General features: G+C 70.6%; 9 protein-coding genes. 4 read left to right on the forward strand and 5 right to left on the reverse strand.

Translation table 11 applies throughout. The annotated features are described in order from the left end of the window. The first annotated feature begins 96 nt into the window (after positions 1-96). Positions 97-3,597 (forward strand): hypothetical protein, encoded by a 3,501-nt coding sequence (locus ACWC0C_RS39325; protein WP_450869259.1) that lies wholly within the window; start codon positions 97-99, stop codon positions 3,595-3,597. Between the two features lie 171 nt (positions 3,598-3,768). Here ACWC0C_RS39325 and ACWC0C_RS39330 read toward each other — a convergent pair whose 3' ends face one another. From ACWC0C_RS39330 to ACWC0C_RS39345, 4 genes are all read right to left on the reverse strand, one after another. Further along, the gene (locus ACWC0C_RS39330; protein ID WP_450869261.1) at positions 3,769-4,194 is read right to left on the reverse strand and encodes a hypothetical protein; all 426 of its coding nucleotides are present in this window, start codon (positions 4,192-4,194) and stop codon (positions 3,769-3,771) included. Continuing rightward, positions 4,191-4,808: a hypothetical protein gene (locus ACWC0C_RS39335; protein ID WP_450869262.1), complete on the reverse strand. Its 618-nt coding sequence runs from the start codon at positions 4,806-4,808 to the stop codon at positions 4,191-4,193. The genes ACWC0C_RS39330 and ACWC0C_RS39335 overlap by 4 nt, the downstream gene beginning before the upstream one ends. Before the next feature lie 7 nt (positions 4,809-4,815). Next, a complete protein-coding gene (locus ACWC0C_RS39340; RefSeq protein ID WP_450869263.1) occupies positions 4,816-5,436 on the reverse strand; it encodes an NUDIX hydrolase in 621 nt (206 codons plus the stop codon). A 64-nt stretch (positions 5,437-5,500) separates the two neighbouring features. After that, the gene (locus tag ACWC0C_RS39345) at positions 5,501-7,207 is read right to left on the reverse strand and encodes a SpaA isopeptide-forming pilin-related protein (RefSeq protein WP_450869265.1); all 1,707 of its coding nucleotides are present in this window, start codon (positions 7,205-7,207) and stop codon (positions 5,501-5,503) included. A gap of 384 nt (positions 7,208-7,591) precedes the next feature. On the opposite strand from ACWC0C_RS39345, the gene ACWC0C_RS39350 reads away from it, so the two are divergent. Together ACWC0C_RS39350 and mihF are read left to right on the forward strand one after the other, a co-directional pair. Beyond that, positions 7,592-9,868, forward strand: coding sequence for a tetratricopeptide repeat protein (locus ACWC0C_RS39350; RefSeq protein WP_450869266.1), 2,277 nt, complete (start codon positions 7,592-7,594; stop codon positions 9,866-9,868). A gap of 75 nt (positions 9,869-9,943) precedes the next feature. Continuing rightward, entirely contained in the window at positions 9,944-10,258 is a 315-nt protein-coding gene (gene mihF / locus ACWC0C_RS39355) for an integration host factor, actinobacterial type (RefSeq protein ID WP_450869268.1), read from the forward strand. An 8-nt stretch (positions 10,259-10,266) separates the two neighbouring features. On the opposite strand, the gene ACWC0C_RS39360 is transcribed toward mihF, so the two are convergent. Further along, positions 10,267-11,115, reverse strand: coding sequence for a helix-turn-helix domain-containing protein (locus ACWC0C_RS39360; protein ID WP_450869269.1), 849 nt, complete (start codon positions 11,113-11,115; stop codon positions 10,267-10,269). Positions 11,116-11,507: 392 nt separating this feature from the next. Between ACWC0C_RS39360 and ACWC0C_RS39365 the strand changes: the two genes are divergently transcribed. Then, positions 11,508-12,575, forward strand: a complete 1,068-nt coding sequence (locus ACWC0C_RS39365) for a LuxR C-terminal-related transcriptional regulator (protein WP_450869270.1) — start codon at positions 11,508-11,510, stop codon at positions 12,573-12,575. Positions 12,576-12,637 lie beyond the last annotated feature (62 nt).

A 12,637-nucleotide genomic window follows, 5' to 3' on the forward strand; every position in this document is an offset into this window, starting at 1 on the left:
GGGCGGGAGCGGTGCACAAAGTTCGCGGCCAACACCGCTGTCTCCGTGTCGGCGAAGGCACGCTGTGCCCTTCGAGCAGCAGATGGAGGAGGCGGCATGGCGGACGACCCCAGCTACTTCGTGATCACCACCAGCCCTGACGGGAAAGCCACGGAGTACGTCAGCGCGCACCCGCTGGACGCCGCCTTGTACATCCTGCGGGCCGACCAGCAGGGGCTTGCTCACCGGGTCTTGGCGGTCGACGACGACCGGGCTCACGAGGTGTCGCTGGCCGAGCTCGCCGCCAGCGAGCCCTCCCCCGGCCTGGTGGCAGACATGTGGCGTAACGCCCAAGTAGCATGGCTTCGGCATCATCTGGACACTGCAGAAACGCCTTTGGGGCTGGGTACCGAAATCGCGGCGGATCGATGGGCAGCTGCATTCCGCACCTCGCTTCCCGAGGGCATCGAGGAAGACCCTGCGCTCGCCAACCTCACCGATCGTGACTGGGAACGCCTGCGCGCCCGAGTGGGCGAGCTGCTGCCGCTGTTGGAGCACGAAAGCCAGTGGGGCTCTCCAGACCGCGACTCCTGGCCCGAATGGTCCGCTCAGGACTACCAGCAGGCGTGGCGGCAGATGAACGAGGCGGCCAGGCAGGCACCTGCGTTGAGGCCCACCGCAGACTTCTTCCTCACTATGGCCCTGGACCGGGATATACAGGCGGGCCGGATCGCCGGCTTTCTGGGGCAGGACCACCCCGGCCTGAGGCAGTGGGCGCAGGTCGCTTACCGGTACACCGCCGAGACCATCGCTGAGGCGGAACGTCTGTATGCCATCTACCGTGATTTTCCTGCCGGGGACAACTTCGAAGAGTCAAACCGACTCTACGAGGCCTACGCCGACAGCGCGCCGGGGATTGAGGAAGTGGCGGACTTGTATGGCCGCTTCACCCCGGAGGGCGAGCCCTTGACCGAGCAAGAGCGGGCGTGGGCGGCCCGCTGGCCTCGCGAGCGAGATCCCGGCCTGGTGCGGCGGGATTGGGAACCGGACGGCGAGGACGCTCAGCGCGAGTTCTGGCAGCGCAGCAGGGTCCAACGGGCAGCGTCCGAGGAGCAGCAGACGGCCCAGGACGCCGCCTTCGCGTTCCTCGCCGCGCACCACGAGGAGATCATCACCCGGGCACCGGCGGGTACGGGCGAAGACGTTGTGGCGCAGGCGCGCCGCCTGTTGCGGGCCGCATTCCCCAGCGAGCAGCAGGCGCGGCTGGAGGTGGCACGGCAGATGAGCGTGCTCGACGAGGTGCTCGACGTGCCGCACGCCCTGGATCAGGGCTACCTGCTGAGCCTGCGGGAGCGGAGGGAGGTGGAGAGGTGGATGGCGCTGGGCCGCGTCGACGAGACACTGCGAGCCCTGACCTGGAACCAGTCTGTGCCCTCCGACGGGCCCGCGACGGTGCCGGCCTTGGCGCCAGCATTGCTGCGCATCGGTCCCGAGGGCGGACCGTACCGGGTGACCGCGGATCCCCGGCAGGCCCTGTCGGTGTGGACACAGCAGCACCGGCCCGGTCCGGACACTCTGTTCTCCACGAACCCGGTCCGAATCGAAGAGAGCGAAGGCGGCGGACAGTGGCGGGAACGCACTGCGCGCAGCCTGGTCGAGCAGGTCCGCGCGACCTTGTCGGCGCCCCGTGAGCACTGGGAAGTGGACCGCGAACTGGCGCAGTGGCTGCTGGCCGACGAACCCGAGGGGCTGCACCCGGAGGAGATGGGAGTGCGCTGGATCCAGTACCTGTCCGAAGTACCTCCCCGGGGCCCGGTCCTCGCCTGGGTGAGCCGGTTGGCCAGCTTCGCCGAGGATGCCAACATGCTGGAGCGCATCCAGCGGGGGGCAGCCGAGCAGCAGACAGCCCTCGACTGGGGAGGCGACTTCTTCGGCCAGCGGCGTGCCGTCTACCGACCCAAGGCCGAACTCGCGGAAGCAGCCAAGTTGGCGGAAGCAGACGACGCTGACATCGAGGATGTCTACCTCGGGCCAGCTGCCGATGAGTTGGGGACTCGCCCGGGACCGGCGCCACGCGCCACCATCCTGGCCTCGGCTACGGTCGGCAACACCCATTACGCACACGTGGAGTTCACCCAGCCGCCGAGGCAGGCTGTCGTGGCTTACCCCGCCGACGGCTTCGCCGCCCCCTACAAGCTGGCCGACAACCACCCTGCCTACACGAGCGTGCTGTTCGAGCAGCTGACTTCGGCGGAGGGACGAGCACTGGCGGCCACCGAGGGACCCAGCGTGGCGCAACGGGCAGCACTGGAGGCCGCCGGGCAGGCGTGGACTGCGGCACGGCGGGCTGAGGAGGTATCCGATCTGCAGCTGGAACTGTACGAGCTGGCTGAGGAGCTGCAGAGCGGCGAACTGGATACGGACGGGTACGCACAGCAGGCAGGAGCGCGATGGGACGCTCTGTTCCCGCTGCTGGAGGGGCGCGCCCCGCTCGAGGCAGGCGGCCTTCGCCGGTGGTACGCGGTCCGGGTCGCCGACGACGACACCGCTTGGAGCACGCTGACCGCCGATCCGCTCGAGGCCGTGGCGCAGTGGGCACAGCACGACCGGCCGATGCAGCGGTACGTGATCCTTACCGGGACCGCGGCCTCACCCGAGAGCACCGAGCTACCGGTCGGCAGGGTGCTCGCACAGGCCCTTGGCGAGGCGGAAGCTGTCCAGGAGACGCGGCTCGGCCAGGCTCTGGCCGACTGGCTTCGGGAGACGCACCGTGCCGCTGCCGCGCATAGTGGACCCGGAGATGACCGGGTGGCCTGGCGCCAGGCCGGAGCGGCGTGGGCGCTTCGTGTTGATCACGAACTACTGTCACTCGTGACCGATCACCTGGACATACACGCCTGGGAGGCGGTGGAGAAAGGCAACACGCAGACGAGGGCCGCTCTGCGGGCCGTCCAGGCTGAGAATGCGGGCAATGCTCCCACAGCGGAGAAGCAGTTGAGGCTTCGCCACCACTGGGCCGTGCTCGCCGGCGCGTCCCTGAACACAGAGGAGGCCCGGCCCTACGCCCGGGCTGCGCTCGACCGGCTCATCAGCCTTGATCCGGCAGCCCCTCAGCCAGCCCCCGGGGATGATCACGAGGTGCGGCAGAACGGCGCGCGGCTGTGGTACCTCTCCCGGGAATTGGACCGGGGCAACCTTATGGATGTCTTCAGCCAGGTCGCCGACCCCGCCCCTGAGCCGCTGGAGCTCTCCTCCACGCTCGACGCCCTGCCGAAACGGCTGGTCGAGCAGCCCGATGCCGCCCGCCAACTCCTGCACGCGGCGGAGCGAGCCGTCGGCCATCAAGTCCTCGAACCTCTGTACGATTACTATCCGCCGGAGATCAGGGAAGAGCGAGCCGCTGCTACGCGCGATGCCTCCCAAGCGTTCTTCCTGCAGTCCGTGGCGGAGGCGGCACGGGGGCAGGCGGCCTCACGAGTTCACGACCTGCACACCCGGCCCGGAGCGGCAACAGGCGCTGCGGTGCCGGCGGCGCGGCAGCAGCAGGCCATCGACGCCGCCCAGCAGCAGACCGTGGCCCTTCCGCCCTCCTCGTCACAGTCACCCACGGTCCGCTGACCAGCGCCCGGTCCGGGACCCGGTTTCGCATGCAAGACCGAGAAATCTGTCCCTGAGTGTCCCTACGCGTCCCTCTGCATGACTGCCAAGAACCTCCTAGACCTGGAGATATCTACCTTGAGGGCAGAGGTAGACAAGGGACACAGGCCTGGCTGTGTCCCTTGATCCCAATCAGGCAGGGCGCGGTCGGCGGCGCCGGCGCCTACCGCGCCTGCCCTCGCGGCGGACGCCGAGTGCCGTGAGTTTCTCGGCTGCGCGGTCGGCCAGGCTCGTCTTGCCCCACCCGGTGGTCGGCCCGCGCCGGGCAGGCATGATGAGGCGCGGGGTCAGCAGGCGCTCTGCGGACTGCTCGGCGTCCTGGATCCTCGCGAAGAACGGGGCGAGGTCGCTGGCCAGGCCGTATCGGAGGGCGCGCAGTCCTCGTCGGCGCATGCGGTCCATTTCGGCGGCGGCATCCGCCCGCAGCGCGGGTGCGGTGCCGAGCTGGGTGAGGATCTCGTCCCGGAGGGCGCCCCACTGCAGCTCGTTGGCGATGAACACGGCGACTGCCGCGCGGGCCAGGCGGCGGCGGGCTAGGCGGCGTCTGATGGGTCTCACGCGGTTACTTCCTTCAGGTCACGGCCGAGGGCGTGACCGGTGGCGGCGGCCGGTGCGGTGCGGACACAGGCCGAGCAGACCGCCAGCAGGTACCAGTGTTCGGTGTAGGTGCCGGCGCCGTGCTCGGTGAAGTCGCCGGTGGTCCGCAGCCTGCCGGAGGCGCGCAGGCGGCTGAAGGGTTCGCCGTCGAGGGCGGCGCGGGTGAGTGAGATGCGGGCGCCCGCGGGCCGGGGTACATGGCGGTGGCCGCAGGCGAGCCGGATCTGTACCCGCGCCGCGATCGGGTGGGGGAATTCCCAGATCGTGCGGCCGAAGTCTTCCCGGTAGTCGGGGTGGTCGCTGAACATTCGGGCCAGGTCGGCCAGGTGGCGCCAGGACAGCCAGGCCTCGTGGAGACCGACGGCGCGGGCGTTGAGGCGGGCGTGCATGGCGTGCAGGCGCACTCCGTGCGTCAGGTGCGAGGCCATGCGCTCGGTGTCGGTAGAAGGTTCGGTGGTGGCGTGGGGAGCCAGACGTGCGAGGACGAACCCCTCGGTGGCGTCTATCAGTTGTATCGAGAAGGGCTCCTTCGCCAGGCTGTCGCGGTCGGGTGTCCGCGTGTCCGGGGCATCCATCAGGTCCTCATCCCTGCGTCGGTGCGCTGGGCTGCAGAGTGGCAAAGGCCGGGGCAGGCCGGTCCAGTTCGGCCATCGCCATGGCGAACGCGGCCAGGGTGACCGCACAGGTGATCCGCCCCTGCTGGAGTCGTTCCAGCACCAAGTGCTTGGGCAGCCAGACAGGGGCCGCCACGGACTCCGTCGCTTCGGGACGAGCCTGCGCGTCTGCGGCGGACTGCACTGTGGCCAGGCAGACATGAGCGCTGGTCTCGATGAGGCCGGTGTCGGTGTGGATCTGGCCCAGGTTGCGCACTGAGAGTGCTTTCAGGCCGGATTCCTCTTCCAGTTCCCTTGTGGCCGCCGCCTGGGGGTCCTCGCCCGGCTCGCAGCCCCCGCGCGGGAACTCCAGCGAGGCGGCCCCCACCGGATATCGGTAGGTGGGCACGAGGGCCAGCCCGGCCGGTCCGACGGGGACGACCACGACTCCTTGCTGATTCCACTGCCAGCGCAGATAGCTGCCTCGAGCACCGCTGGGGAAGACAACGTCGTCGTTGTAGAGGCGGCCGAATCGGTTGCCGAAGACCTCGATCGCCCGGCGTCGGCGGATTGGCGCAGGAACGACGGAGCTCTGGCGCTGTTCTGGCATGGGGCTCCCTGTCCAGTCATGGCGGTCGGAGACGGTCAAAAGGCGTGCTGGGCAGCGGGCTGCCTTAGGAGGATGGCGTGTCGGTGCTCTTGCGGCGGCGGGCGGCCCAGACCGTCGCTCCTCCGCCGGCCAGCAGGACTGCTCCGGCGCCCAGGGCCCAGGTGATGTTGCCGCTGCCGGTGTGGGCCAGCTGTGCCGAGGGGGCTGGCGGCTGTGCGGCCGGGGGGCCGGGCTGCCCCGGAGCGGCAGGCGGCGTGGACGGCGGGGTGGTGGGGGTCTTGGTGTCGGCGATGGTGACCTCGACCCGGGCTGCGGGCCTGGCGGTGAGCTGCTGGGGTGTGGCGTTGAGTCGGTAGCCGGTGGGGGCTTTGACCTCGGTGGCCCAGTAGGTGGTGCCCGCCTTGAGCAGGACGTCCAGCTTCGCGGTGGCGGTGCCGTCCGCTCCGGTGGTCAGGGCCGCGACTTTCTTGCCGGGGGCGTGCTTGCCGTCCGCGTCCACGGTGTCGGCGGCGATGTTGATGACCGCGCCGGGAAGGGTTTTGCGGCTGCCCTTGTCGATCTTCTTGAGGGTGAGTTCGGCGGGCTTGAACGGGTCGGTGATCACGACGGGGTTGGCGGCTGCTGTCCTGCCCTCGGTGATGACGATCTTCTGGTCGGGTACCAGGGCGTGCAGCGGGCTGTTGCTGTTGGACTCCCGCAGCAGGTAGGTGCCCGCGGGCAGGTTGTCGAAGGCGAGGATGCCCTCGTGGTCGGTGGTGCCGCGGGCGGCCGTCTTGCCGTCGGCGTCGAGGAGTTCGAAGGCGACCCCGGACATCTTGGTGCCCTCGGGGTCCTTCTTGCGGATCTGGACGCCGCCGGGCGGGGCGGTGACATCCACCGTGGCGGCGGCTTTGGCGGTGGTGGTGTCGCCGGCGAGCAGCATCCGCTGGGCCTTGGGGTCGCGGGGGGTGAGGAGCTTCAGCTGGGAGCCGGGCAGTTGGTCGGCGCTCGCCTCGACACTGGCGGTGCCCTTGGTCTCGGCGGTGAAGCTCCAGCGGGCCGTTCCGTCCGCGCCGGTGGTGACCTGGCCGCTCTCGCCCTTCTCTCCCGCCTCGGTGAGCTTGACCTTGACCCCGGGCACCTTCGCGCCGGAGAGGGTGGCGGTGACCGCGACGCTGACCTCGACCTTCTGCCCGGCCGGGGCCTGCTTCGTCTTTGGGGTGAGGGTCAGGGTGTAGGGGCCGGCGTACTTCTTGGCCTCGGCGATGTAGTCGAGGGCCAGCGTGCGTGAGCTGGTGGAGACGTTCGGATAGGCCAGGCGCTGCTTGCCGCGGGCTCCGTCGATGCCGTACGTGCCGCCCGCCAGCATGTCGTACACGACGGCGTCCACGGCTGCGGCCTGGGCCGCGTTCTGGGTCTGCCCGTACCGGCCGATCACGTAACTGGCGTACGCGACATGGGCGTCGGGAACCTGCTTACCGGTCACCGAGGAAGTCCAGTGGGCGGTTGCCGCGGGCGCTCCGTAGCCGCCGGCCGCGTCCGGGCCCTTCTTCTCCGGGTCGGCGCAGTAGGTCTCCCAGTCGCCGTGGACCCGTATTCCCGGCGGCCCGTACGCGCCGATGTGGCTGGTCGCGGCGTTGCCGTCGCTATCGGGGATGGACCAGCCGGGGCCGAAGCGGTCGGCCTGGGGCGCGGCCGACGCCGACGGGGCCCAGGCGAGGGTGCCGGAGACGGCGGCAGCGACCGCGATGGACGCCGGACGCGAGAGGGCGCGAACGGGGCGAAGGCGCATGTGCAGGGGGCTCCTTGGTTCGGCAGTCGCCTGGAGAGTGCGGCGGGCGGCCTGGCGGTGGTCAGCGCGAAGCTAGTGCGGCCACCGGCGGAGAGATCCCTGCTTCCTATCCGGCGGTCACTGCGGCGCACCGCCTCCCACCGGGCGGGCGGCCGCGGCCTTGGCCTGCCCGTCCGGCGGGCCGTGTGACTGCCGGATAGGAGCGGAGCCGTGCGTCGCGCGATCGGGGTGCCCTGCCCGCTCCACGTGCGGGCAGGGCGATGAGATGCCCGTCAGGCGGGAGAGGGAGTGCTTGCCTGTGCATCCTCCGGGATCGTCCAGTCCTCCGGGGGGCCAGACAGCGAGCGTGAGGGCTCCACCCGGATCGGCAGGAGAGGGCCCAGCATGCGACGTGAGCGGTTCGACGAGCGCGACGTGGAGGAGCAGGCGCTGAACGGTCCTGCCCGCGTGGGAGGCGTTCACTCCGCCGAGGAGGGGCTGCGACGTGTGGCCCGTCTGCGTACGCACGCTCGCCAGGCTCCGACCGGGTGGCTTCCGTGGCGGCAACTGGCTGATGCCATCAACGACTTGCTCGCTTTGGATCTGCTCCGCCACAAGTTCGCCGGCGTCAGTGACATCGCGCCTGCCGAAGGGCTCGACGAGGAGGAGCGCGCGGCGCTGCGCAGCGAGCAGACCCGCGCCCTGCGCCGTGCCGGGATCATGCCCCAGGAGCTGGCGCTGGCCTTGTGGCGGGAAGGAGACACCGAGCAGGCGCGCAAGGAGTTCGAGCACGCGGTGCGCTGGGAGTTCGAGGACGCCGGGCTGCGCGCTCTGTGGGGCACTTTCCTGTGCGATCAGGGCGACCGTGAATCGGGGCTGGAGCAGTTGCGCGCCGCCGTTCGACTGGATCCGAACAGTGCTCGTTTCCAGGTACGGCTTGGGCTGTTCGCGCGAGGGCAGGAGCGTCTGGGCGCCTTCTGCGCGGCGGAGCGGCTGGAGCCGGGGCACGCCTGCCTGCGAGAGCAGGTGGCCTTCGCCCTGCGGGACCAGGGCGGAGAGGAACTGGCGGACGCGGCGCTGGCCGCTGCGGAGGTCCGGCGAAGCGAGCACCTCCACCATCTGTGGTGGCAGCTGGATCCGCTGCGGGTGGCCGAGCACGAGGCGGTGTTGCGTGCCTGGCTGGAGTTCGCGCCCACCAACCTGGAGTGCGCCGAGGCCTTGTACCGGGAGCTGAGCTACCAGTTGCAGTGGATGGGCGCCTACTTCGGGGTTGCCGAGTGGTGGGACGAGCCGCTGTGGAGGGAGCCCGAGGGCCACGATGGCTGTGTGCTCTCGCAGCCCTATGTCGATCTCAGTCGTTCCCTGGTGCGCCGTGGCCGCCCGGCACAGGCCGAGCATGTGCTTCGCCGGGGGCTCACGGTGTATCCGGACGATCCGGCGGTGCTGACCGAGCTGGCGGATGCGGCCATGACACAGGGCCGCCATGCAGACGCGGAGCAGCAGTTGCGTGCCGCGCTCGCCCACAGTCAGCTGCAGGACCCGCACGCCAGCCACCGCCACCGACTGCTGGGCGAGGTGCTGCTGTGCCTGGCCCGGCCTGCGGCGGCCGCCGTCGTGCTGCGCCGTGCCACCGCACTGGACCCGCTGAATGCTGCCGCGCACGCCGCGCTGGCCGAGGCCCTCGAAGCGCTGCGGCGCTTCGACGAGGCCATCGCCGCCGCCCGCCGGGCGGTGGTTCTGGCGCCCGATCAGGGCTGGATGGCCGGGGCGTTGGGGCGGATCCTGCTGGGACGTACCGATGTTGCCGGAGCGCGCGAGGCACTGGAGGCAGCTGCCCGCCTGGACCCGGGCAGCGCGGTGATCCAGGAAGACCTGGCCGAACTGTGGCGCGTGGCGGGCCCGGACGTCCCGGCGGGGGCGGGGCTGGCCGCCGCCCGACGCTGCCTCGATCTGGGCCCCGAGCGGCTGGGCGGGTACGAGGCGCTCGCTGCCGCGCTGCATGATCTGGGGCGCGACGCCGAGGCGCTGCAGGTCGCGGCGGAAGCCGTGAAGCGCTGGCCGACCTCCGGGCGCGCCCACAACCTGCACGCCCTCACCCTGTGGGAGGCGGGTGACCAGGTGGGGGCACTCGCGGCGGCGATCGAGGCCGCGCATCTGGAGTGCAGCGCCCTTCATCTGCACAACTGGGCCTGGCTCCTGGCTCGCACCGGCCGCCCGGTGCAGGCCTTGCCCCTGTACGAGGCCGCCCAGGACAAGGATCCCTACGACCCGCAGGTCAGTCACGGGTTCGCCCTCGCTCAGCTGCTGGCGGGCCGCCCTGGCGCGGCCCGGGTGCACTTCGAGCGCAGTCTCTCCCAGCGGGCGGACCCGGACACGGCCGGCCGGGCCCATCTGTATCTGGCTGCGCTGAGCGGGTGGGACGGCGACAGGCTCACCCATCTGGTATCGGCGCGCTGGGCGCGCAGCCACCCCGGGCAGCCCAGGGTCTGGTCTGGGCCCGCGGACCGGGTCCGCGCCCAGGCGGTCACCACGGATATCGCCAACCTTTGCCTGAGCGGACTGGAGGGCATCTCGGGGGCGCTGGCGGAGAGGATCGCCGCTGACCCGGAACAGCCGGCCCTGCAGTGGGCCGTGGAGCGACTCGGCCTGACCTCTCGGGCCCGGCTTCCGTCCTCGCCGTAAATCGCCTGTTCGCAATGCTTGTTGTCAGGGCATGATGGCCGGAATTGATCGACTGAGAGAGAACGGGTGAGACCCATGGCGCTTCCTGCGCTGAGTCCCGAGGCGCGTGCCGAGGCGTTGCAGAAGGCTCTGCGGACGCGGCGTGAACGCGCAGAGGTGCTGGCGGCGTTGAAGTCCGGTGAACTGGATCTTGGGACCGTGCTGAATCGCACGGACGATGTGGTCGGCAAGACGCCGGTGCAGCAGCTGTTGCGCGCCCTTCCGTCAATCGGCACGGTGCGCGCGCAGCAGCTGATGACCGAGTTGAAGGTTCCGGCCCGGCGCAAGGTCCGAGGGCTGGGGCCTCGGCAGCGCGAGAAGCTGCTCGAGCTGTTTCCCGCCCAGGGCTGACCGAGCGGTCAGCTCTGGAGTCCGCCGTCGAGCCAGTCGAGGCAGCGTGGGTCGTCCAGGTCGCTGCGCCAGGCGGTGAACGCGGTGGTCGCCGCGGCCTGCCGGTATAAGGCGGCGCTGTGCTGGGCGAGTTCGTTGAGCTCCGCGGCGAGGTAGCGGTCCTCGTCGGGCAGGGTGCGGGCGAGGTCCGCGCAGATCGTCGCATCGGCGCGTAGGCAGACCACGGCGTGTGCCCAGGTCCGTCGGCCCAGGCGGTCGGGGATCTCGCGGCGACTACGGCGCGGCCGGCGTTCTTCGCGGCTCGTCCGCTGTGCCGCACGGTCGATGGCGCTGGCGAGCGCAGCGACGGCCTGGCGGGCGCCGGAGCCGACCGGCTTGAGGCGGCGCAGGAGTTGCTCGTCGTGCGGGTGGTGGTGGCTGTCGCTGACGGTCTCCAGGCGGCGCCGGGGGGCAGCGGCCTGACGGGTCAGGACCCGCAGTTCGTAGAGCCATCCCAGTGCTTCGCCCGGGGTGGGTCCGTCAGGGATGTCGGCGGGGAAGCCTCCGTGCTCGCGTTGCAGGCAGATGGGCAGCAGGCGGGCAAGCGCAGGCTCTTTGACCCGGTAGGGCTGGCAGGCGGTGAGCCGGTCCTCCTGGAAGGGGAAGGCGGCTTGGGGTTCTGAGCGCACCAGCACTTCTAACCTGCATCCCATGGCGGCGATCAGGCGCTGCAGGTCGGCGAAGGTGGGTTCTCGTTCCCCGCTGAGATAGCGGTGCACCGAAGGCTGGGCAACGCCGAGGAACCGAGCCAGTGTCGTCTGCGTGTCAGGTTCCGAGCGGGCACGTTGCAGCAGCCAGGCGGCTGGAACGGCTGTCATCGGATCTTGGATGGACAATTTCCTCTCCCCTCACCTGGACATATACCGGTACGGTATACGCAGGCTCACGGAGCGTTCTCTTCCGCCGGGCCCCTACACCGGCATCCGGCGGCGTTTCCACGCCACCTCGGGGGTTCGTGAGGGGCGGAGAGGCTCTCCGCGAGACAACCGAAGAACGGGGACGGCCACACGGATCTTTGTGCCTGCAGGCGCCGCTGGGACACGGGGACACGCCCGGGATCGCGCGCGGTGGCGAGCGGTTCGGATGCGGGATGGGCCAGTGCGCAGGCGGCACACCGCCCCTCGTAACCGAAAATCAGTTCGCTTTCCACACCCGGTCGGACCGTAGGATTCCGCATCCGGCCTGACCAACACCGGTGAGAGGGGCAGCAGTGACAGGGGGCATAGAGCCGCACCAGCACCCCGAGCAAGAGGACGTCTGTGCAGACGGTGCCGAGATATACGAGCGCGCTCTGCGGTCGGGAGGATCCGTTGCCCGCGCCGAGGCCGAGCGGGCACCCTGCCTGATCGATCTCGGTCTGCTGCACCCCGATCCCGAACGGGAGGACGTCTTCCTGGCCGTGGAGGCCGCCGTGGTACTGCCCCGGCTGCTGGACACGCTGGAGCGCCGGGTGGCGGTCGAGCGTGAGCGCGGCGCCCGCCTGGCAGAGCTCCTCAACCCGATGATGCACCTGGAGGTCTCGCGGCCCGTTCAGAGCGGCCCGTTCACGATCCTTGAGGGCCGACCCCGGATCAGGGCCGCCATCGACGAGGCGGCGGACAACACCCAGGAGCGGATGCTGGCCATCCAGCCCGGCGGGATCCGCTCCGAGTCCGCACTGGCCGACGCGCTCCCCCGCGCTCTCAAGCTGGCCGAGCGGAAGGTGCAGATGCGCACCCTGTACCAGCCCTCCGCCCGCTACGGCCGCGGCCTGCTGGAGTACTACACCGCACTCGACGGCATGGCCGAGGCGAGGATCCTGGACGAACTGCCCGAGCGGCTGCTGCTGTTCGACCGGAGCGTAGCCATCATCCCGGCGCAGGAGGACCGTCAGGTCGCTCTCGAAGTCCGCCAGCCCGCGCTCGTCGACTACCTGGCAGGAGTCTTCGACCAGCTGTGGTTCACCGCGACCCCGCTCTACGCGCCACCCGAGCCCAGCGTCGACGGGGTCACTGATCGCCAGCGGGCCATCGCTCAACTGCTGGTCGACGGACACACCGACGCGACCATCGCCAAGCGCTTCGGCATCAACGAACGGACGGTGCGCAACCACATCGCCAAACTGAGCGACGCGATCGGCGGCAGCAGCAGCCGCCTCCAGCTGGGCTGGAAGCTGGCTCAGTCCGGACTACTCGACGTCTCCGACGCCGACCGCCGCGTCCCGCCGATGCGGGCCCGCCCCGCGAGTGAGGCGGGCCCCGGCGGGACACTCTCGGGGTCGCATCCCGCCTCACAGTAGGCAGACGCGGGCCCATCGAGCCCGCCTCCCGCCCTGGGCGGGGCACAGTCGCGCCCATTCGG

Source organism: Streptomyces sp. NPDC001709 (genome assembly GCF_053596375.1).